The 23,786-nt window shown below is 73.4% G+C and carries 26 protein-coding genes; 8 read left to right on the forward strand and 18 right to left on the reverse strand.

Annotation, left to right across the window (positions count from 1 at the left end; genetic code table 11):
- Together E6J59_10255 and rpmE are read right to left on the reverse strand one after the other, a co-directional pair.
- On the reverse strand, window positions 1–288 hold a 288-nt coding region (locus tag E6J59_10255; protein TMB19858.1), incomplete at its 3' end, for a PCRF domain-containing protein.
- Between the two features lie 74 nt (window positions 289–362).
- Window positions 363–590 carry a 50S ribosomal protein L31 gene (gene rpmE, locus E6J59_10260; GenBank protein TMB19859.1) on the reverse strand — a complete coding sequence of 76 codons (228 nt, stop codon included), beginning with the start codon at window positions 588–590 and terminating at the stop codon, window positions 363–365.
- Between the two features lie 255 nt (window positions 591–845).
- Here rpmE and E6J59_10265 point away from each other — a divergent pair, with 255 nt between their 5' ends.
- Window positions 846–1,424: an Hsp20/alpha crystallin family protein gene (locus E6J59_10265; protein ID TMB19860.1), complete on the forward strand. Its 579-nt coding sequence runs from the start codon at window positions 846–848 to the stop codon at window positions 1,422–1,424.
- A gap of 167 nt (window positions 1,425–1,591) precedes the next feature.
- Here E6J59_10265 and E6J59_10270 read toward each other — a convergent pair whose 3' ends face one another.
- Window positions 1,592–2,143, reverse strand: coding sequence for a hypothetical protein (locus tag E6J59_10270; protein ID TMB19861.1), 552 nt, complete (start codon window positions 2,141–2,143; stop codon window positions 1,592–1,594).
- A gap of 271 nt (window positions 2,144–2,414) precedes the next feature.
- Window positions 2,415–3,260 (reverse strand): lysophospholipase, encoded by an 846-nt coding sequence (locus E6J59_10275; GenBank protein TMB19862.1) that lies wholly within the window; start codon window positions 3,258–3,260, stop codon window positions 2,415–2,417.
- 66 nt (window positions 3,261–3,326) lie between these two features.
- Here E6J59_10275 and E6J59_10280 point away from each other — a divergent pair, with 66 nt between their 5' ends.
- The gene (locus E6J59_10280) at window positions 3,327–3,527 is read left to right on the forward strand and encodes a type II toxin-antitoxin system VapB family antitoxin (protein TMB19863.1); all 201 of its coding nucleotides are present in this window, start codon (window positions 3,327–3,329) and stop codon (window positions 3,525–3,527) included.
- A complete protein-coding gene (locus E6J59_10285) occupies window positions 3,524–3,877 on the forward strand; it encodes a PIN domain-containing protein (GenBank protein TMB19864.1) in 354 nt (117 codons plus the stop codon). The genes E6J59_10280 and E6J59_10285 overlap by 4 nt, the downstream gene beginning before the upstream one ends.
- Window positions 3,878–3,884: 7 nt before the next feature.
- Here E6J59_10285 and glpK read toward each other — a convergent pair whose 3' ends face one another.
- Window positions 3,885–5,378, reverse strand: a complete 1,494-nt coding sequence (gene glpK, locus E6J59_10290) for a glycerol kinase GlpK (protein TMB19865.1) — start codon at window positions 5,376–5,378, stop codon at window positions 3,885–3,887.
- Between the two features lie 18 nt (window positions 5,379–5,396).
- Window positions 5,397–6,401 (reverse strand): glycerol acyltransferase, encoded by a 1,005-nt coding sequence (locus tag E6J59_10295; protein TMB19866.1) that lies wholly within the window; start codon window positions 6,399–6,401, stop codon window positions 5,397–5,399.
- 101 nt (window positions 6,402–6,502) lie between these two features.
- Here E6J59_10295 and E6J59_10300 point away from each other — a divergent pair, with 101 nt between their 5' ends.
- Both E6J59_10300 and E6J59_10305 read left to right on the forward strand, forming a co-directional pair.
- Window positions 6,503–7,450, forward strand: coding sequence for a hypothetical protein (locus tag E6J59_10300; GenBank protein TMB19867.1), 948 nt, complete (start codon window positions 6,503–6,505; stop codon window positions 7,448–7,450).
- Complete coding sequence (locus E6J59_10305; GenBank protein ID TMB19868.1) at window positions 7,447–8,577, forward strand: ArsA family ATPase; 1,131 nt, start codon at window positions 7,447–7,449, stop codon at window positions 8,575–8,577. The genes E6J59_10300 and E6J59_10305 overlap by 4 nt, the downstream gene beginning before the upstream one ends.
- A gap of 6 nt (window positions 8,578–8,583) precedes the next feature.
- On the opposite strand, the gene E6J59_10310 is transcribed toward E6J59_10305, so the two are convergent.
- Window positions 8,584–8,940: a hypothetical protein gene (locus tag E6J59_10310; GenBank protein TMB19869.1), complete on the reverse strand. Its 357-nt coding sequence runs from the start codon at window positions 8,938–8,940 to the stop codon at window positions 8,584–8,586.
- A 45-nt stretch (window positions 8,941–8,985) separates the two neighbouring features.
- On the opposite strand from E6J59_10310, the gene E6J59_10315 reads away from it, so the two are divergent.
- A complete protein-coding gene (locus tag E6J59_10315) occupies window positions 8,986–9,246 on the forward strand; it encodes a hypothetical protein (GenBank protein TMB19870.1) in 261 nt (86 codons plus the stop codon).
- On the opposite strand, the gene acpS is transcribed toward E6J59_10315, so the two are convergent.
- Window positions 9,161–9,631 carry a holo-[acyl-carrier-protein] synthase gene (acpS, locus tag E6J59_10320; protein TMB19871.1) on the reverse strand — a complete coding sequence of 157 codons (471 nt, stop codon included), beginning with the start codon at window positions 9,629–9,631 and terminating at the stop codon, window positions 9,161–9,163. The two genes, E6J59_10315 and acpS, sit on opposite strands and share 86 nt — an antisense overlap.
- A 7-nt stretch (window positions 9,632–9,638) precedes the next feature.
- The gene (locus tag E6J59_10325; GenBank protein ID TMB19872.1) at window positions 9,639–11,276 is read right to left on the reverse strand and encodes a radical SAM protein; all 1,638 of its coding nucleotides are present in this window, start codon (window positions 11,274–11,276) and stop codon (window positions 9,639–9,641) included.
- A gap of 279 nt (window positions 11,277–11,555) precedes the next feature.
- Here E6J59_10325 and E6J59_10330 point away from each other — a divergent pair, with 279 nt between their 5' ends.
- Together E6J59_10330 and E6J59_10335 are read left to right on the forward strand one after the other, a co-directional pair.
- Entirely contained in the window at window positions 11,556–12,650 is a 1,095-nt protein-coding gene (locus E6J59_10330; GenBank protein ID TMB19873.1) for a BON domain-containing protein, read from the forward strand.
- 76 nt (window positions 12,651–12,726) lie between these two features.
- Window positions 12,727–13,185: a hypothetical protein gene (locus E6J59_10335; protein ID TMB19874.1), complete on the forward strand. Its 459-nt coding sequence runs from the start codon at window positions 12,727–12,729 to the stop codon at window positions 13,183–13,185.
- A gap of 54 nt (window positions 13,186–13,239) precedes the next feature.
- Here the strand turns inward: E6J59_10335 and E6J59_10340 are convergent, their stop codons facing one another.
- The 9 genes from E6J59_10340 to murD form a co-directional block, all read right to left on the reverse strand.
- Window positions 13,240–13,761, reverse strand: a complete 522-nt coding sequence (locus tag E6J59_10340) for a GNAT family N-acetyltransferase (protein TMB19875.1) — start codon at window positions 13,759–13,761, stop codon at window positions 13,240–13,242.
- Window positions 13,762–13,876: 115 nt separating this feature from the next.
- Window positions 13,877–15,073 carry a cell division protein FtsZ gene (gene ftsZ, locus E6J59_10345; protein ID TMB19876.1) on the reverse strand — a complete coding sequence of 399 codons (1,197 nt, stop codon included), beginning with the start codon at window positions 15,071–15,073 and terminating at the stop codon, window positions 13,877–13,879.
- 32 nt (window positions 15,074–15,105) lie between these two features.
- Entirely contained in the window at window positions 15,106–16,332 is a 1,227-nt protein-coding gene (gene ftsA, locus E6J59_10350; protein TMB19877.1) for a cell division protein FtsA, read from the reverse strand.
- Between the two features lie 7 nt (window positions 16,333–16,339).
- A complete protein-coding gene (locus E6J59_10355) occupies window positions 16,340–17,200 on the reverse strand; it encodes an FtsQ-type POTRA domain-containing protein (protein ID TMB19878.1) in 861 nt (286 codons plus the stop codon).
- Entirely contained in the window at window positions 17,161–18,288 is a 1,128-nt protein-coding gene (murB, locus tag E6J59_10360) for a UDP-N-acetylmuramate dehydrogenase (GenBank protein TMB19879.1), read from the reverse strand. Before murB ends, E6J59_10355 begins: the two co-directional genes overlap by 40 nt.
- Window positions 18,289–18,306: 18 nt before the next feature.
- Entirely contained in the window at window positions 18,307–19,707 is a 1,401-nt protein-coding gene (locus tag E6J59_10365) for a UDP-N-acetylmuramate--L-alanine ligase (protein TMB19921.1), read from the reverse strand.
- Window positions 19,708–19,855: 148 nt separating this feature from the next.
- Window positions 19,856–20,917 (reverse strand): undecaprenyldiphospho-muramoylpentapeptide beta-N-acetylglucosaminyltransferase, encoded by a 1,062-nt coding sequence (gene murG, locus E6J59_10370; GenBank protein ID TMB19880.1) that lies wholly within the window; start codon window positions 20,915–20,917, stop codon window positions 19,856–19,858.
- Between the two features lie 262 nt (window positions 20,918–21,179).
- Window positions 21,180–22,727: a putative lipid II flippase FtsW gene (ftsW, locus tag E6J59_10375; GenBank protein ID TMB19881.1), complete on the reverse strand. Its 1,548-nt coding sequence runs from the start codon at window positions 22,725–22,727 to the stop codon at window positions 21,180–21,182.
- Window positions 22,352–23,770: a UDP-N-acetylmuramoyl-L-alanine--D-glutamate ligase gene (gene murD, locus E6J59_10380; GenBank protein ID TMB19882.1), complete on the reverse strand. Its 1,419-nt coding sequence runs from the start codon at window positions 23,768–23,770 to the stop codon at window positions 22,352–22,354. Before murD ends, ftsW begins: the two co-directional genes overlap by 376 nt.
- Between the last annotated feature and the right edge of the window lie 16 nt (window positions 23,771–23,786).

The following is a 23,786-nucleotide window of genomic DNA, read 5'->3' on the forward strand; positions in this document are numbered from 1 at the left end:
GTGCTTGAGCGTCGCGTCGAGTGCGGCCAGGCGCGCCTCGAGCGCGGGCAGCTCGCTGCGCGCCAGCTCGCGCAGCTCGGCGTCTCTCTCGCGCAGGACCTCACGATGCTCGTCGAGGTCGCGCGCCACGCGCTGGCGCTCGCGCCAGCGGACGACCGTCTCCTCGAGCTGGGCGCGCTCCTTGGCGAGCTTCGCGAACTCGCGCCGGTTGGCGATGATGGCCGGGTCCGCGACCAGGCGCTCCAGCTCCTCGTAGCGCCGCTCGATCTCGGTGAGGCGGTCGAGCATGCGCTCACCCAACACAGGGGCGGAAGCGCATCCCCCACCCCTCGCATCCGGCGCGCGGGCGACCCGCGGCCACGTCAGGCCGGCGTCGAGCCGGAGCCGCTACGCTTGAGGCCGTACTTGCGCTGGAAGCGCTCGACCCGGCCGGCCGTGTCGACCAGCTTCTGCTTGCCGGTGAAGAACGGATGGCACGCCGAGCAGATCTCGACGTGGATCGTCGGCACGGTGGAACGGGTCTCGATGACGTTGCCGCAGGCACAGATGATGGACGCCTTCTCGTACCGCGGATGAATGCCTTCCTTCATGAGAGGCGACTACCTTAACATCGGGGTCGGGGGGGTGCAACGCGGCGCTGGCGACGGGCGTGGAGGAGGCCCCACCGGAGCGGCCATATCCCCGAGCCGGCGCTCGAACCACGCGCCCGCGCGCCGCCCTTCGGATGGTCCGGGGAACCAGGTGCGGCTCCGACCCGGCGATCGGCGGGCTGGCCCCCGGATGGATCGACGGCCGTCCTCGTGCTACCGACCGCCGTTAGGGCGCGCCATCAGGGGGGAAGGACCATGGCGAAACGGGTCGGAAAGGTGCGTGGGCGCAAGCAGAAGGATACGAAGGCGATCGAGCCGGAGCAGAAGGCGCAGCGCACCACTGCTCTCGTCCCCCGGGAACGGTGGACGCCAGTGGGGTCACCGCTGAGCCCCGTCGCGTTGATGCGCCGGTTTGCGGAGGAGATGGACCGTCTCTTCGGGGATTTCCGCTTCGGCGCGTTGTCCCTGCTGCCGCGGTTCGAGCTGCCGTGGAAGAGTAGCGAGGGCGGGTGGCTGCCGAGCCTGGAAGTCGCCGAGCGTGGCGGCAAGCTCGTCGTCCGCGCCGACGTACCCGGCGTTACGAAGGACGACGTGAAGGTCCAGGTGCGCGATGACGTCCTCTGCATCGAGGGTGAGCGGCGCCAAGAGCGCGAGGAGAAGCGGAAGGGGCTCTACCGCAGCGAGCGAACCTATGGCCGTTTCTGCCGCGAGGTCCCGCTGCCCGAGGGCATCGACCCCGAGCAGGTAAGGGCGTCCTTCAAGAACGGTGTGCTCGAGGTGACGATGCCGGCGCCGCCGCGAGCAGCGAAGGGCCGGCGAGTGCCGATCGAGTAGGCGGCCGCGCAGGCGCTCACCTGGCTGCCGCTTCGACGGCTGCGCTCACGGTTCGCTCCCCTCCCTGTGCAAGCGGCTCGAGCTCGCGGGACTACAGGCCGCGCGGGGCGTCTCGCCTGACGGGGGCGCTTGCTCTCGATCACCTTCGCGGACCGCGCTTCAACCCGCTATTGCGCGACTTCTCTGACCGGGAAGTAGAACCGCCCCTCGCCGCTGATGGGCGCCTGCGTGGGGGTCCCTGGCTGCTGGGGCATGTCGAAGACGCCGAAGAACGCGCCCCGCACGTACGTGCCGTCGAACGAGTCGATCCTGATGCTCACGCTGCTGCGTTCGGTGACGGTTCCGTCAGGACCCGGCTCGAGGCTTACAGACGACAACCACTCCTTCATGGAAACGGGGATGCCACGCCGGGTCCGAAATTCGGTGTATCCCGCAGCCAGGCACGGGGCCTCGAAGGGAGGTGTCGGCGGGGGCTGGTTTGGGTCGACGACGCCGCAAGCGAACGACAGCACCTTGGGGTTCCTGCGCGTCCTTCTTCCGCTCCCACGCCCGTGACACTCGATGGCACCGAAGACGACACCGCCGCTGGCTACGTAGGTTCCGTTCACGCACCGGTCATCTGGCTTGCCGGTATCGGCGGCCCTGAATTTCTTCCCGTTGATCGTGGCGAAGATTCCGAACCCCGGCTTCGCCGCCCCAGTCGACTCGGAAAGAAGCACCGCTCCGAGCGTCAGCGCAAGAAGTACCCCCCACGTCTCATGCGTCCCTCCGCACCAGTCTGATTCGAGCCAGGGGCAGCACGGGGACCCGTGTGGCGGGCGCGCTGCGCCGAGGGGGGATAGAACAGCATCACCTGCATGTCAAGGAAAAAGAAGGACCAGGAACCCGCGCCGACGGCTCCGAGATGGTCGCCATCGGACGTGGTCCGTTACGCCGTCAGCGACGCGGATTCGAGGAGCCGGCAGACCCGGAGCTGGGCGCTGCGCCTGTCTATTCCGCCAGCCAGCGGTCGAACCAGCGATCGAGCGCCTCGAGCACCCGGCCGCGCTCGCTCGCCGGCTCGTTCAGCAGCTCGTGGTAGAAGCCGGGCAGCAGGACGAGCTCGTGGGGGCACGAGAGACGCGCCGCGATCTCCGTCGCGCCCGACGGGCGGACGAGCCGGTCCGCGTCGCCCTGCAGGATCAGGAGCGGAACGCGGAGACGCGGCGCCTCCTCCATCGCCGCCGCCTGCGCCGCGCGGATGGCGCGCACGAACCCCGCGCTCGCCGCGCGATGCACGAGCGGGTCGGCGACGTACGCGGCTCCCACCGCGGGATCGCGCGACAGCGCGCCCGGATCGAGGTTCGAGCGGAACGTCACCCCGGGCGCGACGCGCGCCAGGAGGAGCGCCACGGCCTGGAGGATTCGCGGCGCCGAGTCGGCGACCTCGAAAGCTGGCGCCGAGAGCGCGCCGGCACGCACCATGTCGGGGTGGCGGAGCAGATAGAGGAAGGCGAGCAAGCCACCCATGCTGTGTCCGAAGAGGAGGCGCGGCACGCCCGGCCACCACTCCTCCGCCATGCCGGCGAGCGTGTGCAAGTCGGCGATGAACTCCGCGAAGTCGCGGCAATGCCCGCGCGGCCCGCCCGAGCGGCCATGGCCGCGGTGATCGAGGGCCGCGACAGCGAGCCCGCGCGCGGTCAAGTGCGCGATGAAGTCGCGGTAGCGGCCGACGTGCTCCGCATAGCCGTGCGCGAGGAGCACGACGCCGCGCGGGGCGCCGGCCGGCGGCGCCGAGCGCTCCCAGTGGATGGGGACGCCGCCGGCGCCGGCGAAGGTGCCCTCGGCCGTCAGCATGCATGCCCCGGATGCCCGGCTCGGCGCGGCTTGACGTGGCTGCACAATCTATGCATATCGATGCATATGCGGACGACGCTGAACCTCGACGACGCCTTGCTGGAGCGCGCGAGCAAGCTAACCGGCATCAAGGAGAAGACGGCGCTCCTGCACGCGGGCCTGGAGGCGTTGATCGCCCGTGCCAGCGCGCAGCGCCTGGCCGCTCTCGGAGGCACGCAGAAGTACCTGAGGCCCATTCCCAGGCGCCGGAGCGCGAAGCGGGGATGATTCTGGTCGACACCTCGGTGTGGGTGGATCACCTGCGCCGAGGCAACGACGACCTCGGAAGGCTCCTCGTCGACGAACAGGTCCTGTGTCATCCGTTCGTCGTGGGCGAGCTGGCCTGTGGGCGGTTGACCGACCGTGCGGAGATTCTCGCGCGGCTCCAGGCCCTCCCGCAGGCACGCAGCGTCGAGCATCAGGAAGCGCTCGCCTTCGTCGAGATGCACCGCCTCATGGGCGCCGGCCTCGGCTGGGTGGACGCCAACCTTCTCGCGTCAGCGACCCTCTCGGCGGCCTCGGTCTGGAGCCTCGACCGACGGCTCGTGACGGCAGCCAGGAGGCTCGGGCTCTCGTAGGGAGCCATCAGCGCCCCGGCCCGCTCCTCACCCGCCGCACCGCCTCCTGCCACCCGCGGTAGAGCGCGTCGCGCACCTCGGGCTTCATCCTCGGCTGGAAGCGCCGGCCGATGCGCCGCGCGCGCTCGAGCTCGGCCTGGGACTTCCAGAGCCCCACGGCGAGCCCGGCGAGGAACGCCGCCCCCATGGCCGTCGTCTCGACCACGCGCGGGCGGTCGACCGGCACGCCCAGCACGTCGGCCTGGAACTGCATCAGGAAGTCGTTCGCCGCGGCGCCGCCGTCCACTCGGAGCGTGCTCAGCCGGGAGCCGGCGTCGGCCGCCATCGCGTCGGCCACGTCGCGCGTCTGGAAGGCGAGCGCCTCGAGGGCCGCGCGCACCACGTGGGCGCGCGTCACCCCGCGCGTCAAGCCGACCAGCGCGCCGCGCGCCTCGGCGTCCCAGTGCGGGGCGCCGAGCCCCACGAAGGCGGGCACGAGGTAGACGCCGAGGGTCGAGTCGACGCTCCGGGCGAGCCGTTCCGACTCGGCGGCCTTCTTCACGAGCCCGAGCCCGTCGCGCAGCCACTGGATCGCCGCCCCGGCGATGAACACCGAGCCCTCGAGCGCGTACGCCCGCCCGCCGCGCGCGTCGCACGCGGCGGTGGTGACGAGCCCGTGCCGCGACGCGACCGGCTGCGCGCCGGTGTTCATGAGGAGGAAGCAGCCCGTACCGTAGGTGTTCTTCGCCGTCCCGGGCTCGACGCAGCCCTGCCCGAAGAGCGCCGCCTGCTGGTCGCCGGCCACACCCGCGATCGCCACCGGCGCGCCCAGGACCGACGGCTCCGTCGCGCCGAACTCGCCGCTCGACGGCTTGACCGCGGGCAGCATCCCGGCCGGCACCCCGAGGTGCGCACACAGCTCCGCGTCCCATGCGCCCGTGTGGATGTCGAAGAGGAGCGTGCGCGAGGCGTTGGTCGGGTCGGTCGCGTGCACCGCACCGCCGCTGAGCTTCCACATGAGCCAGGAGTCCATGGTGCCGAAGGCGATCTCGCCCGTGCGCGCCCGCTCCGCGGCGCGCGGCACGTGCTCGAGGAGCCAGCGCAGCTTGGTGCCCGAGAAGTACGGATCGAGGACGAGGCCGGTCTTCTTCCGGAAGACGTCCGCGAGGCCGCGCGCGCGCAGCTCCTCGCAGAGAGGGGCGGTGCGCCGGTCCTGCCACACGATGGCGCGGTAGACCGGCCGGCCGCTCCGCCGGTCCCAGAGGACGGTCGTCTCGCGCTGGTTCGTGATACCGAGCGCCGCCACGTCGCGCGCGCGCACCCGCGCGCGCCGGCACGCCTGGCGGAGCACACGCAGCGTGACGCGCCAGATCTCCTCGGGATCGTGCTCGACCCAGCCCGGCTTCGGGTAATGCTGGGTGAACTCCGAGTAGGCGCGGCCGACGACGCGCCCCTGCCGGTCGAACACGAGCACGGTCGTGCCCGTGGTCCCCTGATCGACCGCGACGACGACGGGCATCAGGTGTGCGACGGCCTCACACTAGCCCAGGAAGAGCGAGCGCCGGCGCCGCAGGCCCTCGAGGACGAGCGCCTGGAGCCGCTCGCGCACCTGGTCGCGGAGCCGGCCGACGAGCGCGGGATCGGAGGCGTCGCCCGGTCGGTGCCGCACCGCCACGTCGAGGGGGTCGCCGAAGAGGAGCGCCCATTTGGTGGGGAGCGGCACGAGCCCCCAGAGGCCGAGCCAGGGAAAGGTGAGCGTGATCGGCAGCGCCGGGAGACCGAGGAGCCGCCCGGGCAGATCGAGCCGGGCGAGCACCGGATGCACCTCCTCGGCACCGATGACCGCGACGGGCACGATCGGTGTGGCGGTCTCGATCGCGAGGCGCGCGAACGCCCCGCGGCCGAAGCGCCCGAGCCGGTAGCGGTCGCGGAAGGGCTTCGGGTGATTGCCCTCGGGACAGACGATCACGGCCTCGCCGCGACCGAGGAGCCGCCGAACCGTCGCCGGCGCCGCGCGCACCGCGCCCGCGCGCGCGAGTGCAGCGCCGAGGAGCGGTGCGGTGGCCATCCAGTCGTCGAGGAGCGGGTGGGCCCGCCGCACCGCCTCCCGGATCATGAGCGCCTCGTAGGGCACGAGGGCGCCGCCTCGGTTGGCGACCAGCATGACGCGCCCGCTCGCCGGCACGCGCTCGAGCCCGACCGTCTCGACCCGCCACCACCAGCGGTAGAGCGCAGCGAGGAGCGACTCGGTCGCGTCCGCGCGGAGCACGTCCGCCAGTTCCGCGAGGTCGCGCGGCGTCGAGCGCCGCAGGCGCGCGACGGCCGCGAGAGCCTGGTCGAGGGCGGCGCGCAGCCGGTCGCGCGCGGCCCGCTGGTCGCCGCTCCCGAGCGCCTGCTCGACCCGCCGCTCGAGGGCGGAGAGGCGCCGCACCACGTCGCGCGGGGACGCGGGCCGTGCACGCCCCCCGCGCGCGCGCCCGCCGCGGAACACGCGCAGCCGCGCCCTGCTCCCCTCGTCGCCCCCGGGTCGATCGGCTTCCGACATGCGGCCTTCCGCCGCGCGGAGGCTAGGGAACGCCCGCACGCATGTCAATTCCGCGGGCGCGAACGCCGCGCGCAAATTGACACTGCGCGCAGCGCGCGGATATGACGCCCGGCGTGCCGCCCCGGCTCCCTCTCGTCTCGCAGCGATTGGTCGTCGTCACGGGCAAGGGCGGTGTGGGGAAGACGACCGTCACGGCGGCGCTGGCGCACGCCGCCGCGGCGGGCGGACGGCATGTGCTCGCGGTCGAGGTCGGCCGCGGGCCGCTCGGCGCGCTGCTCGGCGTGCCGCGCCTCGGCGCCGAGCCGATCCGCGTCGGGGCCGGGCTCGCGGCCGCCAGCCTCGAGCCCGAGGCCCTGCTCGGCGACTTCGTCGAGGGCGTGCTTCGCTTCCGCGTGCTCGCGCGACGGCTGCTCGAGAGCACGTCGTTCCAGGTGCTGGCCGCGGCGGCGCCGGGGCTGGGCGAGTTCCTGGTCCTGCACCGGCTGCTCGGCTGGGTCGAGCCACGGCGGCGTGGCCGTCCGGTGCGCGACCTCGTCATCGTCGACGCGCCGGCCTCGGGTCACTCCCTCCCCCTCCTGGCCGCCCCGCACACGCTGGGCGCGCTCGCCCGCCTTGGTCCCGTGGCCGACCTGCTCGCTCGCATCGAGCGGCTCATCGCCGACCCGCGCGCGACGCTCGTGTGCGTGGTGACGACGCCCGAGGAGCTCGCGGTGCGCGAGACGGTCGAGCTCCACCGCGAGCTCGGCGAGCGCCTCGGGCTCGCCGTCGCCCCGCCCATCGTGAACGCGTTGCCGCCCCGGCGCTTCACCGCGGGCGACGTGGCGGCGCTCGATCACCTGGAGGCGGCGAGCGGCCCGCACGCCTACCTCGACGCGGCGCGCTTCCAGCTCGAGCGCCGCCGGCAGGCCGACGCCCAGCTCACCGCGCTTCGCCGGGCGGTCGGCGCGGCGCCGGTGCGCCTTCCCTTCCTCTTCGAGGCGCCGGACGCGCCCGCCGGCCTGGCCGTGCTCGCGGCCGCACTCGGCCGGGCGGCCGGTGTCGCCGCATGACTGCGCTCGCCGACGCGCTCGAGAGCCGGCGCGTCATCCTCTGCGTGGGGAGCGGCGGGGTCGGCAAGACGACGACGGCCGCCGCGCTCGCGGTCGAGGCGGCGCGCCGGGGGCGGCGGACGGCCGTGCTGACCGTCGACCCGTCGCACCGCTTGAAGGACGCGCTCGGCCTCTCGTCGCTCGCCGGCCGCCCGAGCCGCGTCTCGCTCGCCCGGATCGGCGCGCGCGGCGCCCACCTGGACGCACTCCTCCTCGACGTGAAGCGCACCTTCGACGAGCTGGTGCACGCGCTCGCCGCCACCCCCGAGCAGGCGCGCGCCGTGCTCGAGAACCGGCTCTACCAGAACCTCTCGGGCACGCTCGCCGGCACGGCCGAGTACATGGCGGTCGAGCAGGTGTACCGGCTGGCGGCCGAGGGCGGCTACGACCTCCTCGTGGTCGACACGCCGCCCGCGCGCCACGCGGTCGATTTCCTGGACGCGCCGCGCCGGCTCGCGAACCTCCTCGACTCGCGCGCCTTCGCCATCCTGAAGGATCCGACCAGCATCCTCCCCGGCGCCGGCTCGCGCCTGGCGCACCTGATCCTCGCCGCGGTGCTGCGCGGCCTCGAGCGCTTCACCGGCATCGGCCTGGTACGCGAGGTGGGCGAGTTCGTGGGCGTGATCGAGGCGCTCACGGGCGCGCTGCGCGAGCGCGTGCGCGCGGTGGGGGCTCTCCTCACGAGCGACGGGACGATGCCGCTCCTCGTGACCGCGCCCGAGCCGCGCCTGGTCGCCGAGACCGAGGCGCTGGTGCGCGGGCTCGGTGCGATCGGGCTCTCGATCCACGGCATCGTCGTGAATCGCGCGCTCGCGCGCGGGACGTTCGGCCGCCGGGCGCCCGACCCGGGCCTGCCCGATGGCGTCTCCGGAATGCTCGGGGCGCGCCTCGCCGAGAGCTACGCCGAGCTGCGCGCGCTCGGCGCGCGGCAGGAGGCGACGCTCGCCCCGCTGGTCGACACGGCGCGCGCGCCGCTGCTCGCCGAGGTGCCGCTCCTCGCCGCCGATCCGGGCTCGCTCGCGGGCCTGGCGGCGATCGCCCGCCACCTCTTCCCGGACCCGGGCCGCGCGGCCGCCGTCGGTGTGTGAGCCCCGCTACTCGCCCGCGCGGTCGCGGGCAGCGCCGGACCCCTTGCGACTCGTGCGGCGCCGCGCCGGGCGGGGCGTAAGGAGGCGGTCCATCTTGAGATTCAGGTTGACGAGGCTCCCCTGGATGGCCTCGAGCTTGCTGACCAGGCGGTTCAGGTCGGCGCGCGAGGGGAGGTTCAGGAGGCCGAGCACCGTCTGCATGTTCCGGTCGACGCGGCCCTTGGCCTCGAACGCCCGCTGCAGCGCATGCGAGAAGGTCTCCGCCACGCGCGGATTCGAGAGCAGGTCCTCGGCGAGCCGGCCAAGCCCCTCCTCGCCGAGAGCGTACAGGCGCTTCAGGATGTGCGTGTCGTTGGTCTCCACGCGGCTGCGGCACTATAGAGAAGCGCCGCACGCACGGTCAATCGGATGACGCTCCCGCTCGTCATCGCCTACCTCTCGGGGCTCGTCTTCGTGGCGCCCGATCTTCCCGTGCCCGCACTCCTCGGCACGGCGCTCGCCCTCCACGTCTGCGACGCGATCCTCTGCCGGCTCTTCGCGCACAACAACGGATACCCGAAGAACCTCTGGACGCTCGCCGGCTTCATCGCCGGCCTCTGGGCCGTCGCCGTCCTGATCCTCCTCCCCCGCCGCGGCGCGCCCCCCGCGCCGCCCCGGGCGCTCCGCTGACTCCATCCTCGACCACCACCGAGGCGAGCGCGCTCTCGGCCGTGTGCGTGAGGGCGAGGAGCCAGCGCACCATACCACGCCCGCGGGCGAGCGCCGCGGCGCGGCCGTGGAGGACGAGGCGAGGCGGCGCACCACGCGCGCGCACCACCTCGAAGTCGCGCCAGCCCACGCCCCCCGCCCAGCCGGTCCCGAGGGCCTTCATGGCCGCCTCCTTGGCAGCGAAGCGGACCGCGTAGCTCGCGAAGCGGCCGCGGCGGCGGGCCTCGCAGTACGCCTGCTCCGCGGGGGTGAAGACGCGCGCCTGGAAGCGGGCGCCGGCCCGCCCGGCGAGCGCGCGGCGGATGCGCGCGACGTCGCATACGTCGACCCCCAGGCCGACGATCATCGCGGCCTCAGCACGCGCCGCAGGTGTGGCAGGTGGCGGTGTCGCAGGGCGGCGTCTGGATCTCGCCGAACGCCTTCCGGCGTTCCGCGAGAAGATAGCGCTTGTCGACGGAGTGCTCGACGAAATCCCAGGGTAGCAAAGCGTCGAGGGGGTAGGAGCGGTGGACGAAGCGGTCGGGGTCGACGCCCTCTGCCCCACCCCGGAGGGATTTGAGCGTTGGCCACCAGGCGTCGGGGCGCTCGTGCAGGCGCGCGAGGATCGCCGCCGTGCGCCGGTCGCCGCGCGAGAGGAGCGTCTGCAGGTACGCCTCGCGTGGGCTCTCGGTCTCGGTCTCGACGGCGGGAATGGCGCCGAGCGCCCGGCGGAGGTGGGCGAGCTTGCGCCGCAGCGACGGGATGGCCTCCATCGGCTCCCACTGAAACGGCGTCCACGGTTTCGGTACGAAGGGGTTGATCGAGACCAGGATGCGGCCGAGCCGCGGCTGCCCGCTGCCGGCGAGCCGCGCGCGGACCTTGCGGGTGAGATCCACGATCGCCTCCACGTCCTCGTCCGTCTCGGTCGGGAGCCCGACCATTACGTAGAGCTTGAGCGCGTCGACCCCGCCGCCCACGAGCCACTCGGCGGCGCGCAGGATCTCGGCCTCGCTCAGGTTCTTGTTGATGACCCGCCGCATGCGCTCCGAGCCGGCTTCCGGCGCCACCGTGACGGATCGGTTGCCCCCCGCACCCAGCGCCCGCGCCAGTCCGGGCGTGATCAGGTCGGCCTTGAGCGACGAGGGCGAGGCACGACCGCCGCGCGCGGCCACCTCCTCGCACAGCGCCGCCACGCCGGGCAGGCTCGCCATCTCGGCGCCGACGAGCCCGATCGTGTCGCGCTCGGCGAGGCCGCGCGCGATCGAGGCGCGCAGCACGTCGGGGCTCCGGTAGCGCACCGGGCGGTACATGAAGCCGGCGGCGCAGAAGCGACAGCCCCACTCGCAGCCGCGGCTCGCCTCGACCAGGTACATGTTGCCGAACACCGACTCGCGCGTGAGCACCTCGGAGTTGGTGTCGAACCCGTCCAGATCCGCGACGAAGCGGCGCTCGACGCGCCCGCTGCCCGGGCCGTGGTGGTGAAAGGCAACCAGGTCACGCGCGCCGTCGTACTCGGGCGTGTAGCGGTCGGGCCGGTAGGCGCCACGCACCTCCTCGCTGCGCTCCAGGATGCCGTCGCGGCCGAGGGGCCCCGTCGTCGCGCGGGCGAGGAACTCGCCCAGCATCTCCTCCGCCTCGCCGATCAGGAAGAGGTCGACGAACTCGGCGATCGGCTCGGGGTTGAGAAAGGTGGCCGGGCCGCCGGCGAGCACGAGCGGCGCGTCCACGCCGCGCTCCCGGCGCCAGAGCGGGATGCCGGCCAGCGCCAGGCAGTCGAGCACGTGCACGTAGTCCGCCTCGAACGAAAGGGAGAACGCGACCACGTCGAAGTCGCCGAGCGGGCGGTCCTGCTCGAGGGAACGCAGCGTGCGCGGCCACTCCGCGCGGGGGCCGTCGGGGAGGAAGGCGCGGTCGGCGGTGACGCGCGGGTCCTCGGCCAGGAGGCGGAGCACCGCCTGGAAGCCCAGGTTCGCCATCCCGACGGCGTACGTGTTCGGGTAGACGAGGCACACGGAGAGCGGGCCATTGGGGCCGGCGCGGAAGAGACGCCGCTCGGCGGCGCGACGATCGGCTGGATGAGGCGTTCCCGTGGCCGCATCTCATACTCCGCACCTCCACCGGTCTCAACCCGCCGGGCGGTCGTGGGGTCCGCGCCGAGAACGCGCCCTTGCGGCGTGGCCCGATACGTGCTCCTATAGCTTTCAGCGCGGCCTGGGCGCCGAGTCCCGGGGACGGTCCCCGTTCCCGACTCGAGCGCGAGACGCGCGACCCGTGCCGGGAGGGAGAGGGCGATGCGAGCAACGACATGCATCGGCGGGACTGCGCTCGCGGCGGTCCTGGTGCTGACGGGTTCCTGGGCGGCCCTGGCGAGCCCAAGCGATACCTGGATCACGACCAGGGCCAAGATGGCCCTGCTCGCGACCGAGGGCCTCCACGGGGGGACCATCAACGTCGACACGGTGAACGGCCGCATCACCCTGCACGGCAGGGTGCGCAGCGCGGACGAGAAGGCCAGGGCGGAGGACGCCGTCAGGACGGTCGACGGCGTGAAGGACGTCCGCAACATCCTCCAGGTGGTCGGCGGCTACCGCGAGAGGCTGGTGAGGCGAGCCGACGCCGAGATCCGAGACGAGGTCGAGAAGGCGCTCGGGACCGACAGGGCGCTCGCCGGCAGCCGCATCGCCGTGCGGTCGGTGAACGACGGCGTGGTTCTCCTCGCCGGCAGGGCGACCACCATGAGCGAGCACCTGCGCGCCATGGGCGACGCCGCCCGGGTCACGGGTGTGCGCCGGGTCGCCAGCGAGATCGGGAGCCCGAACGAGCTGACCGACGAGGAGATCGGGCGAGCCAGCGTGCCGCTCGCCCGGGAGGACCGCGGCATGACCGATGCGGCGCGAGACCTGTTGATCACGTCGGCCGCGAAGCTACGCCTGCTGGCCGACCGCCGCACGCCAGCGCTCGACATCAACGTCGACACGGTCGACGGCGACCTGACCCTCTTCGGCATGGTGCCGTCGAACGACGCGAAGGCGGCGGCCGAGGAGGATGCGCGACGGGTGAGCGGCGTGAAGCGTGTCATCAACATGCTCCAAGTGGTGCATACCGCGAAGCAGGAAGCGGTGAAGGCAAGTGATCAGGCCCTCGAGCGCGACATCAAGGCCGCGCTCGCGACTCGCCCGGACCTGAGCGACTCCCGCATCGCCGTCGAGGTGAAGAACGGGGTGGCGCGCCTGAGCGGGACCGTGCCGAGCCAGGAGGAGCGCCTCGCGGCCGCGTTCACCGCCCGTTCGGCGGTGGGTGTCAAGTGGGTGCGGGACGATCTGCGGGTGAGCACCCGCTCGGACTCTCGCCCGCTCGCCCCCGTGCCGGATGGTGAAGCACGGTGAATGGTGTCCGGGTGGCAAGCCAAGGAGGTTGCTGATGCGAGGTGCATACAGGGTTCTCTCGTGGTTCCGACCGCGGATGACCACGGCGGCGGTCCTCCTGCTGACTGGTTGCACCGCCCTCACCACCGATGTCCTGGTCGACGAGACCGGCCGGCCACGGCCAGCGGTGGCCACCCACTGCGCGGGCAGCGAGTGGACCGACAACTCCATGATCGCCGTGGTGCCGCTTCCCATCATCGGCTACGCGTCGCCGACCCAGCAGATCAACGAGATCAAGACGGACGACGTCCTCAGCCGCTGCGGCCCACCGGACCGCTTGACCAACCGCCGGGTCGAGGTGGATCGCGTGATGTGCATCCCGACCGCGATCACGCGCCTGCTCACGCTCGGCATCTGGCACTGGTGCCCCGCCAACGTGTCCTACGAGGCGGACGTGAGCGGTCCCGCTGCGCCGGCACGTGCGGGCGGTGCGCCGGCCCCCCAGACGCGCTCCGAAGGCCAGGCCCCGGACGAGCTGAGCTCCAGACCGCGGTGACGTGCCTCCTCGGTCGGGGGTGATCCGACCCGGACCGAGACCACGCCGCTTCCGTCAGATCGGCAGCTGGGTCCGGTAGACGAGCACGTCGACCCCGAAGAGCTCGAAGGTCCCGTCGAGCTTCGCGCCGAGCTTCTCGGCGACGCGGATCGAGCGGACGTTCCGCTCCTGAATGAAGTGCACGACGTGGTCGGCCCCGAGCGTCCGGTGCACCCAGTCGGCGGCGGCACGCGCCGCCTCGGGCGCGTAACCGCGCCCCCAGCGCGAGCGCTCGATGGCCCAGCCGATCTCGAGGTCCGGCCACCCTTCTGGCTTCCACGGGCCGACGCGGCCGACGAACTCGCCGGTCGCCTTCTCCTCGACGGCCCAGAGCGTGTAGCCGCGCAGGTACCAGTGGCCGATGAAGAGGCAGATCGTCCGCCAGGTCTCGGCCGCGGCCGTCGGCCTGCCGTCACGGCCCAGATAGCGCATCGACTCCTCGTCGGCCGAGAAGCGCGCGTACGGCTCGAAGTCCTCGGGCTTCCACGGTCTGAGGAGCAAGCGCTCGGTCTGGAGCGTGGGCCAGTCGAGGTTCATCCGCCGCCGAGCCTCGGCCCGCCCTGCTGGTACGGCACGCCCCGAAGCTACCACGGGCGAGTGCCGAGCGACCAACCTGTTACGCGACCGTGCCCGCCGCTCGCAAACGCTCGGCTCACTCCGCCCCGCGGCGGAGGAACGTCGGGAGGTCGAAGTCCTGGGCGGGCTCCTCGCTTCCCGCCTTCGGCGCCGCGCGCTGCGCCCCGCGTGCCGCCGCCACCGGCGGCTCGTGGCGCCGGCGCTGCCACGTCGGCACGTCGAGCTCGTCCTCGGCGAGGAGGCCGACCTTCTTCGCTGCGCCGGCCCCGGTCGGGCGCGCGTCGCGCGCGCCCGACCGGGGCTTCTCGCCCGCCTCCGCGCGCGCGCCGAAGCCCGTCGCGATCACCGTGATGCGCACCTCGTCGCCCATCGACTCGTCGATCACCGCGCCGAAGATGATGTTGGCGTCGTCTTCCGCCTCCTCCTGGATGAGGGTCGCCGCCTCGTTCACCTCGTGGAGGCTCAGGTCCGGGGGGCCCGTGATGTTGATGAGGACGCCGAGCGCGCCCTGGATCGAGAGGTCCTCGAGGAGCGGGCTCGAGATCGCCTTCTGCGCGGCCTCGACGGCGCGGTTCTCGCCCTGCGCCACGGCCGCTCCCATCATCGCCATGCCCATCTCGGACATGATGGTGCGCACGTCGGCAAAATCGAGGTTGATGAGGCCGTGCACGGTGATCAGGTCCGAGATGCCGCGCACCGCCTGGAGGAGCACGTCGTCGGCCTTCTTGAAGCTCTCGAGCATGGAGGAGTTGCGGCCGGCGACGGAGAGGAGGCGCTGGTTCGGGATGGCGATCAGGGTGTCGACGCTGGCCTTCAGCTCCTTCATCCCCTCCTCGGCCTGCTTCAACCGCCGCTTGCCCTCGAAGCTGAACGGCTTGGTCACCACCCCCACGGTGAGCGAGCCGAGCTCCTTCGAGACCTTGGCGATGACGGGCGCGGCCCCGGTCCCGGTGCCGCCGCCCATGCCGCAGGTGATGAAGATCATGTCGGCCTCGGCGAGGTACTCCTTGAGGCGCTCGACGTCCTCCTGGGCGGCGCGCCTGCCGATCTCGGGGTTGCCGCCCGCCCCTAGACCGCGGGTCAGCTGCTCGCCGAGCTGCATCTTGATCGGCGAGAGGTTGGCCTTGAGGGCCTGCGAGTCGGTGTTGGCGGCGATGAAGTCGACGCCGGGCAGGCCGGCGGCGATCATGGTGTTCACCGCGTTGCCGCCCCCGCCCCCGACACCCACCACCTTGATCCGGGCCGCGCCGCTGGCATCCGCGAACTCGATCATTGCCGCACCCTCCCCCGCTTCCGCCCCGCGTCCTAGAAGAACTCCCGGAGCCACCCCATCATCCGCTCACCCACCACTCCGATCTGACCGAGCACGCCCTCGCCCCGGCGCCCGTGACCCTGCTGCCTGAGCCCGTGGAGCACGAGACCGACTGCCGTCGAATACATGGGACTCGCGACGGCGTCAACCAAACCGCTCAAATGAAGGGGCGCCCCGAGCCGCACGGGCAACCTGAAGACGCGCTCGGCGAGGGCCGTCATGTGCTCGAGCACCGCGCCCCCCCCGGTCAGCACGACCCCCGAGGCGAGCGCCTGGTAGCAGCCCGCGCGCTCGATCTCGCTCTTGGCGAGCGTCAGCATCTCCTCGGCGCGCGGCTCGATCACCTCGGCCAGGGCGCGCCGCGAGAGGTAGTGCGGCGCACGTCCGCCGAGCCCCGGCACCTCGATCGTCTGCTCGGGGGGCGTGAGCGCGGCGAGCGCGCTCCCGTGGCGCTGTTTCAGGCGCTCGGCCTCGGCGGGGGGGGTGCAGAGCGCGGCCGCGAGATCGCCCGTCACGTGCCCGCCGCCCACCGGGAGCACCGCCGTGTGGCGGATGGTGCCGGCCTGGTAGACGACCACGTCGATCGTCCCGCCGCCCACGTCGACCAGGGCGACGCCCAGCTCGCGCTCCTCGGGGGTGAGCACCGCCTCGGCGGCGGCGAGCGGGCCGGCGAGCAGGTCGCGCACGTGGAGCCCGGCGCGATTGCAGCACTTGATGAGGTTCTGCCCCGCGCTCACCGCGCCGGTGACGATGTGGACGCGCGCCTCGAGGCGCACGCCGGCCATGCCGACCGGCTCGCGGATGCCGTCCTGGTCGTCGACGATGAAATCCTGCGGCAGGACGTGGAGGACTTCCTGGTCGGTGGGGAGGGCGACGGCGCGGGCCGCGTCCACGACCCGCTCGACGTCGCCCGGGGCCACCTCGCGATTGCGCACTGCGACCACGCCGTGGCTGTTGAAGCCCTTGATGTGGCTCCCGGCCGAGCCGGCGATCACGCTGCGAATCTCGCAGGCGGCCATCAGCTCGGCTTCCTCGACCGCCCTCCGGATCGCCTCCACCGTCTTTTCGATGTTGTTGACCACGCCCTTGCGGAGCCCGCGTGACGCTGCCGTGCCGATGCCGACGATCTCGACGCCGCTCTCCGCCACCTCGGCGACGATCACACCGATCTTGTAGGTGCCGACGTCGAGGCCGATCACGAGCGAGTTCTTCCTGACCATGGGTCCTTCAGATCGTGCGCCGCGCCGCCGCGGCCGGCCTCGCCGGTTGCGTGCGCACGATCACCTCGTCGTCGAACTGGAGGTTCACCTCGGCGATCTCCGTCTCGCGCCCGGCCCACAGGCCGAGCACGCGGGGCAGGCGGGCGAGCTTCGCGGCGAAGCCGCCCCACCCGAGCTCGATCGGCACGGACGGCCGCAGGGGGAGGAGCGTCAGACCCCGCGCGCGGTCCAGATGCACCTCGGAGACCGTGAGGCCCCCGCTCTGGCGGACGAGGGCCAGCGCCCGGTGCAGGGCGCGCGGGCCGAAGCGCTCGCCGTCCCTCAAGTCGGCCCGGGTGAGGCCGGTGAGATACGGGAAGTCACGCGCGTCGTTCGCCCCCACCGGAGCGAAGAGGCGGCCGTGCGGGGAGACGTAGTACTCGCCCTGGCCATCCTCGAGCGCGACGATCGCGAGTGGGCGCTCCTCGCGCACTTCGATCACCACCCGGGACGGCAGCTCGCGGCGCACGCGCGCGGCGCGGATCCAGCGATGCGTGGCGAGGCGCGCCGCCGCCGCGGCCGCGTCGACGTCCCAGATGCTCATGCCCGGCGTGACGCCCGCCGCGGCGCGCACCTCGTCGGCGGGAAGGCGATGGTGGTCCCGCACCACCACCTCCTGCACGGCGAAGTAGGGATGCCGGCGGGCCGCGTCCCGCACCGGCGGCGCGGCGACCGCGACGAGCCCGATCCCGGCCACGGCCGACAGCGCGACCGAGAGCGCGCGCCGGAGCGCGCGCCGGCCGAGCCCGGCGCCGCGGCGACGGTTTCGCCGCGGCCCGAGGAGCCTCGCTACCAGCTCCCGACGAGCTGGACCTCTGGCTCCAGCCATACCCCGCTCCGCTCCCACACCACCCGCTGGGCCACGTCCATCAGCACCTTCACGTCCGCGGCGCGTGCCCCGCCCTCGTTCACAATGAAGTTCGCGTGCCGCTCCGAGATGCGGGCCCGCCCGGCACGCGCGCCCTTCAACCCGGCGACCTCGATCAGGCGCCCTGCGTGATCGCCGTTCGGGTTCTTGAAGATCGAGCCCGCGTTCGCCCTGCCGTGCGGCTGGGCGGCCGTACGCCGCGCGCGCGCCTCGTCCATTCGGCTGCGTACCTGGCCGGGCTCGGCCCTGCGCAGGCGAAAGCGCACCGCGCTCACGACGAACCCGGGCGGCAGCGCCGAGCGCCGATAGCCGAAGGCGAGCGCGTGGCCAGGGAGGTCGAGCGCCCGGCCGTCGCGCTCGAGGCCCTCCACCGACTCGACCGCGTGCGCCACCTCGCCGCCGTAGGCGCCCGCATTCATGAAGAGCGCACCGCCCACCGTGCCGGGGATGCCCTCGGCGTACTCGAGGCCGGCCAGGCCGTGGGCCACCGCCGCACGCGCGAGCCGCCCGAGCTGGGCGGCGGCCCCCGCCTGGATCGAGATCGACTCATCTGGGGGCCCGTCCGGTGCTCGCGCGGCTGGCGCCGCGCTCCGCTCCTCCGATGCACCCAGACCCCGTCGGCCTGCTCGAGCGCTCCCGCGCGCGGCCTCGGGTGCGTGATTCCAGTCGATGCGGGCGAAGCCGCGGCCGAGCTTCACGACCACGCCGCGCATGCCAGCGTCGCCGACCAGCACGTTGGAGCCGCCGCCGAGCAGCGTCACGTGCACGCCGAAGGCCGCCGCGGTCGCGAGCGCGTGGGCCAGCTCCTCGCGCGTGTCGGGCAGCACGAGGACGTCCGCAGGGCCGCCGATGCGGAACGAGGTGTAGCGCGCCAACGACTCTCCCGGCCGCGCCCGGTCGCCGAGCCGCGCGCGGAGAGTGTCGATGAGGGCGGCCGGGAGCGTGTGGGACATCAGGAGTCCGTCCGGGTAATCATGGTGAGCGAGGCGCACGGGCCTGGGAGCGGGCACGCCGCTCGCAGCCCCCTGATCGTTCGCCGCAGCCGCCATGGTTGCCCGGACAGCCTCCTAGTGGATGGCGGGGACCGCGACCCCCGAACGCAGCAGGCCCAGGAGTTCGTCGCCGGTGCGGTGGATGTCGCCCGCCCCGAGCGTCAGCACGAGGTCGCCCGGACGCAGCATCTCGGCCAGCGCCGCCGCGACACGCTCGCGCGCGGGGACGTGGCTCACGTCGAGATGCCCGCGCCGCTTGAGCGCCTGGTAGACGGCCTCGGCCGACACGCCCTCGATGCGCTCCTCGCCGCCCGGATAAATGTCCGTCAGCACGAGCGCATCGGCGTCGTCGAACGCCTCCAGGAACTCGTTGAAGAGATCACGCGTGCGCGTGTAGCGGTGGGGCTGGAAGGCGACGACCAGCCGGCGCGGGAAGCCCTCGCGCGCGGCGCGCAGCGTGGCGCGGATCTCCTCCGGGTGGTGGCCGTAGTCGTCGACCACCAGCACGTCCTGCTCCTCGCCCTTGACCTCGAAGCGGCGGTGAATGCCCCCGAACTCCTCGAGCGCGTGCACGGCGATGCGGAAGGGGATCTCCAGGTCCTCGGCGACCGCGAGCGCCGCGAGCGCGTTGAGCGCGTGGTGGCGGCCGGGCATGTGGAGGCGCACCGGGCCGAGCCGGCGCTCGCCGCGCCACACCTCGAAGACGGTCTCGAGGCCGGTGACCTGCAGGTCGCGCGCCTGCCAGTCGGCGTCGGGCGCGGTGCCGTACGTCACGAAGCGCTTGCGCACCTGCGGCAGGAGGGCGCGCACGTTCACGTTGTCGATGCAGAGCACGGCGAGGCCGTAGAACGGCACGCGCTGGATGAACTGGAGGTACGCGTCGCGCAGCCGCTCCATCTCGCCGTAGTAGTCGAGGTGCTCGCGATCGATGTTGGTCACGACCGCGATGATGGGCGAGAGGAGGAGGAAGGTGCCGTCGCTCTCGTCCGCCTCGGCGACCAGGAACTCGCCCTGCCCCAGGCGCGCGTTGGTGCCGAGCGCGCGCAGCTTGCCGCCGACGACCATGGTCGGGTCGCGCCCCGCCTCGCGCAGCACCGCCGCGACCAGCGAGGTGGTGGTGGTCTTCCCGTGGCTGCCAGCAACGGCCACGCCGTACTTCATGCGCATCAGCTCGGCCAGCATCTCCGCCCGCGGGATGACGGGGATCTTGAGCTCGCGGGCGCGCGACACCTCGGGGTTGGCGTAGGTGACCGCGGAGGAGATGACGAGCACGTCGATGTCCTCGCTCACGAGCGCGGCCTCGTGCGCGCCGAGATGCACGCGCGCGCCGAGCCGTTCGAGCCGCCGGGTCGTCTCGCTCTCCACCAGGTCGGAGCCGGAGACGACGTAGCCGAGCGTGAGCAGCACCTCCGCGATGCCGCTCATGCCGATGCCGCCGATGCCGACGAAGTGGACCCGGCGCTTCCGCCCGTTCACCGCCGCGCTCCGCAGGCGGGAGAGCCCGAGCCACCCGCCCCAGTCCGCGACCCCGCCCTGCAACCCGACCACGCTCGCACCCTATTAGAGAACCGCGCTGCGCTCTTCAAGGGGCGGGCCCCACGGGCGCGATTTTCGTGGGTGCGGCTCACGCCGAGGCGAGCTGGAGGCACTCGTCCGCGACGCGCTCGGCGGCGTCGGGGCGGCCGAGGGTTCGGGCGCGTGCCGCCATCGCCGCCCGGCTCGCGGTGTCTTCGAGGAGCGCCCGGAGCGTCGTGGCCAGACGCGCGCCGTCGAGCTCGGCATCGAGGATCATGTCCGCGGCGCCGGCCCGCACCAGCACCTCGGCGTTTCGCCGCTGGTGGTCGTCGGCCGCGTACGGGTAGGGGACCAGGATCGCGGGCAGGCCGACCGCCGTCAGCTCGGCGCAGGTCGTGGCGCCCGCGCGAGCGACCACCAGGTCGGCCGCCGCATAGGCCGCACCCATGTCCCGGATGAAGGGCTCGATGCGCGCGGCGAGCCCCCGAGCGGCATAGGCCGCACGCACCATGTCCAGGTCGGCCTCGCCCGTCTGGTGGGTCAGGTCGAGAGCGGCGAGGGTCGGGCCCAGGTGGCCGAGCGCGTCCAGCATCGCCTGGTTCAAGCGGTGCGCCCCGGCGCTGCCGCCGAAGACGAGGAGGCCTGGCCGGTCGCGGGGGGGGCGGGGGCGGAGCAGGTCGGCGCGCACCGGGTTCCCGGTGTGGACGGCCCGGGTGCGCGGCAGGTACGCCAGGGACTCCGCGAACCCGACGCAGATGCGCCGGGCGAGGCGCGCGAGAACCCTGGTCGCGGCCCCGGGCACCACGTTCTGCTCGAGGAGCACGGTCGGGATGCGGCGCAACCAGGCGGCGAACACGACCGCGACCGAGGCGTAGCCGCCCACGCCCACGACGAGCCCCGGCCGGAGCTCGCCGAGCAGCGCGAGGGCACACAGGGTCCCTCCAGCTGCGCTCGCGAGCCCGGCCACGGCCCGTGCCAGGCCGCCGCCGCGGAGCTGACGGCCGGGGAGCAGCCGGAGGGGGTAGCCGGCGGCGGGCACCGCGCGCGCCTCGATGCCCGCCGCCGTCCCGACGAAGGTGACGCTCCCGCCGCGGGCGACGAGCGCATCGGCGAGCGCCAGGCCGGGGAAGAGGTGCCCGCCCGTACCGCCGCCGGCGATGAGAATGGTCATCTAACTCGCCTGGGGGCCCGTCCAGTGCTCGCCCGCTTCGCGGGCTGCGCGCTTCCGATGCCCCCAGACCCCGTCGGCCGACTCGAGCGCTCTCGCGCTCGGCCTCCCCCGCCGTTTGGCGGCGCCGTGCTGGCCCGCTCCGCGCCTTCCGCGCTTCCGATGCCCCCAGACCCCGTCGGCCGGCCTGAGCGCTCTCGCGCTCGGCCTCCGACGTTGCTTGGACGTTGCATGCTCGCGCGACCGAGCATCGCCGCTGGTCCCCTCATTCCGTCTCGCGGGCCAGGGCGAGCAGGACGCCGATCTGGCCGAGCGCGGCGATCATGGCCGAGCCGCCGTAGGAGAGGAATGGCAGCGCCAGCCCCTTGGTCGGGAGACAGCCGAGCACGACACCCGCGTTCACCGTGCCCTGGAGGACGAGCGCGAGTGTCACCCCGAAGGCGAGCAGGCTCGCGAACGGGTCCTGATGCCGGACCGCGATGCGGAAGCCCCGCGCCGCCACCACCGCGAAGAGCGCGAGGACGAGCAGGGCCCCTGCCAGCCCGAGCTCCTCGCCGATCACCGAGAAGAGGAAGTCGGTGTGGGCCTCGGGGAGGTAGAACATCTTCTGCTGGCTCTCGCCCAACCCGACGCCCCACAGCCCCCCCGAACCGAAGGCGATGAACGACTGCTTCAGCTGGAAGTTGACGCCGAGCGGATCCCGGTCCGGGTAGAGGAAGGCGACGATGCGCACCCAGCGATAGGGCGCCTTCCACGCCACGGCGGCGAGCGCCGGGAGCGCCGCTGCCGCCGGGACCGCCATCAGCCGAGCCGGGACCCCGCCCGCGAAGAGCATGAACACGAGCAGGCCCACGGCGAGGGCGGCCGTCCCGAAGTCGGGCTCGAGGAGCACGAGCCCGGCGATCAGCCCCACCACCAGGTAGTGCGGCACGATGCCGAACTTGACGGTGGCGAGGCGCTCGCCCTTCTTCGCGAGCGAGCGCGCGAGGTAGAGCACGAGCGCGAACTTCGCGAGCTCGGAGGGTTGCATGCTGAGCGGGCCCAGGTGGAGCCAGCGCCGCGCGCCGCCGCGCGCCACCCCGATGCCCGGGACGAGGACCACCACGAGGGTCACCAGGACGACGATGAGCAGCGGATAGGCCGTCCGGCGATAGGTGTCCGACGACAGGCGGGAGGCGACGACGGCGACCGCCGTGCCGAGCCCGATCGAGAGCAGGTGCCTCCGGAAGAAGTGGAGCGAGTCGCCGAAGTGCGCCTGGCCGTAGAAGTAGCTCACGTTGAAGACCATGACGACGCTCAACCCGACGAGAGCCGCCGCTGCGAGCACGAGCCACGGATCGCCGCCGAGGGCGGCCCGCGAGCGCGGGCGTTGCCCCGCGAGCGGACCCCGGAAGGCCGGCGGGGCCGCCGTGCCCCGGCCGAGCGCGTGGGCGCCGATCACGGCAGCGCCTCGACCGCGGCGCGAAAGGCCCGGCCGCGCGCCGCGTAGTCGGCGAACATGTCGAAGCTCGCGCAGGCGGGGGCGAGCAGCGCCGTGTCCCCGGGGGCCGCGACCGCCGCCGCACGGGCGACCGCCTGCTCGAGCGTCCGGACCCGCTCGACCGCGACGCCGACCGCGGCAAGGGCGGCGCCGATGCGGTCGGCCGCCTCGCCGAAGACGAGCGCCAGGCGGACCTTGCCCCTGGCGCGCGCCGCGAGCGCGTCGTAGGCGCCTCCCTTGTCGACGCCGCCGGCCAGGAGGACGACCGGGCCCGCGAAGGCGTCGAGGCTCCGCGCCGCGGCACCCACGTTGGTAGCCTTCGAGTCGTCCCACCACGCGATCCCGCCGCGCTCGGCGACGCACGCGAGCCGGTGGGGCAGCGGCTCGATCTCGTCGATCGCCGCCTGGACGGCCGCGGGCGGCGCGCCGGCGAGGCGCGCGACGGTGACGGCCGCGAGGATGTTCTCCACGTTGTGCGCGCCGGCGAGCCGGGTGCGGCCGAGCCCGTAGCGCTCCTCCGCCGCGTCGGGCAGACGGAGCGCGACGAAGCCCTCGCCCGCGAAGGCGCCGCAGGCCACCGCGCTCGCGCCGAACGACACGAGACGTGCCCGCACGCCGGCAGCGGCGCCCCACGCCGCGGCATCGTCGCGATTCACGACCGCGAAGTCGTGCGCCTCCTGCGCTGCGAAGAGGCGTGCCTTCGTCTCGCGGTACTCGGCGAAGCTCGCGTGGCGGTCGAGGTGATCGGGGGTGAGGTTCAGGAGGCAGCCGACGCGCGGCCGCAGGCGCTCCACCCACTCGAGCTGGAAGCTCGAGACCTCGGCCACGGCGATCTCCGGCGCCTGGTCGGCGGCGGTGATGAGCGGCGTTCCCAGGTTGCCGCCAGTGAAGGTCCGGCGCCCCGCGCGCGCGAGGGCCAGGCCGACCAGGCTGGTCGTCGTGCTCTTGCCGTTCGTGCCGGTGATCGCGACCAGCGGACAGGAGAGAAGGCGGAAGGCCAGCTCGATCTCGCTCCAGACGGGGAGGCCGCGGCGTACGGCAGCCGCCAGCACCGGCGCGTCACGCGGCACGCCCGGGCTCGGAACCACGAGCTCGACGCCGGAGAGCAGCGGCGGCCCGTCCTCGCCCAGGCGCAGCTCGACCCCCGGGGGGGCGCCCGTGACACCGAGCGCCGCCGCGGGGCGGGCGTCGGCGACGCGCACGGTCACGCCGCGCGCCGCGAGCGCCGCGGCCACCGCCTGCCCGGTGCGGCGGAAGCCGAGCACGAGGACGCGGCGCGGGAGGGGCATGTAGGAGGCTGTCCCGGCGCGCGTCCCGTGCGCCGCACCTGGTCGGTCGTCGCTGCGCTTCCCGCTCTCGCTCCCCGGCTCGTCCATGGTTGCCCGGACATCC

Source organism: Deltaproteobacteria bacterium, from assembly GCA_005879795.1.
Lineage (GTDB): Bacteria > Desulfobacterota > Binatia > DP-6 > DP-6 > DP-6.

What these genes read in the sequence shown, in the direction of transcription:
- E6J59_10285 (TMB19864.1), top strand. Translation starts at nt 3,524, where the DNA reads ATGATTCTGGTCGACACCTCGGTGTGGGTGGATCACCTGCGCCGAGGC.
- rpmE (TMB19859.1), bottom strand. Translation starts at nt 590, where the DNA reads ATGAAGGAAGGCATTCATCCGCGGTACGAGAAGGCGTCCATCATCTGT.
- E6J59_10295 (TMB19866.1), bottom strand. Translation starts at nt 6,401, where the DNA reads ATGTCGGAAGCCGATCGACCCGGGGGCGACGAGGGGAGCAGGGCGCGG.
- murD (TMB19882.1), bottom strand. Translation starts at nt 23,770, where the DNA reads ATGGACGAGCCGGGGAGCGAGAGCGGGAAGCGCAGCGACGACCGACCA.
- E6J59_10315 (TMB19870.1), top strand. Translation starts at nt 8,986, where the DNA reads ATGACGCTCCCGCTCGTCATCGCCTACCTCTCGGGGCTCGTCTTCGTG.
- acpS (TMB19871.1), bottom strand. Translation starts at nt 9,631, where the DNA reads ATGATCGTCGGCCTGGGGGTCGACGTATGCGACGTCGCGCGCATCCGC.
- E6J59_10280 (TMB19863.1), top strand. Translation starts at nt 3,327, where the DNA reads ATGCGGACGACGCTGAACCTCGACGACGCCTTGCTGGAGCGCGCGAGC.
- E6J59_10275 (TMB19862.1), bottom strand. Translation starts at nt 3,260, where the DNA reads ATGCTGACGGCCGAGGGCACCTTCGCCGGCGCCGGCGGCGTCCCCATC.
- E6J59_10305 (TMB19868.1), top strand. Translation starts at nt 7,447, where the DNA reads ATGACTGCGCTCGCCGACGCGCTCGAGAGCCGGCGCGTCATCCTCTGC.
- E6J59_10355 (TMB19878.1), bottom strand. Translation starts at nt 17,200, where the DNA reads ATGGCTGGAGCCAGAGGTCCAGCTCGTCGGGAGCTGGTAGCGAGGCTC.
- E6J59_10340 (TMB19875.1), bottom strand. Translation starts at nt 13,761, where the DNA reads ATGAACCTCGACTGGCCCACGCTCCAGACCGAGCGCTTGCTCCTCAGA.
- ftsA (TMB19877.1), bottom strand. Translation starts at nt 16,332, where the DNA reads ATGGTCAGGAAGAACTCGCTCGTGATCGGCCTCGACGTCGGCACCTAC.
- E6J59_10265 (TMB19860.1), top strand. Translation starts at nt 846, where the DNA reads ATGGCGAAACGGGTCGGAAAGGTGCGTGGGCGCAAGCAGAAGGATACG.
- murG (TMB19880.1), bottom strand. Translation starts at nt 20,917, where the DNA reads ATGACCATTCTCATCGCCGGCGGCGGTACGGGCGGGCACCTCTTCCCC.
- murB (TMB19879.1), bottom strand. Translation starts at nt 18,288, where the DNA reads ATGGCGGCTGCGGCGAACGATCAGGGGGCTGCGAGCGGCGTGCCCGCT.
- ftsZ (TMB19876.1), bottom strand. Translation starts at nt 15,073, where the DNA reads ATGATCGAGTTCGCGGATGCCAGCGGCGCGGCCCGGATCAAGGTGGTG.
- E6J59_10300 (TMB19867.1), top strand. Translation starts at nt 6,503, where the DNA reads ATGACGCCCGGCGTGCCGCCCCGGCTCCCTCTCGTCTCGCAGCGATTG.
- E6J59_10330 (TMB19873.1), top strand. Translation starts at nt 11,556, where the DNA reads ATGCGAGCAACGACATGCATCGGCGGGACTGCGCTCGCGGCGGTCCTG.
- E6J59_10335 (TMB19874.1), top strand. Translation starts at nt 12,727, where the DNA reads ATGACCACGGCGGCGGTCCTCCTGCTGACTGGTTGCACCGCCCTCACC.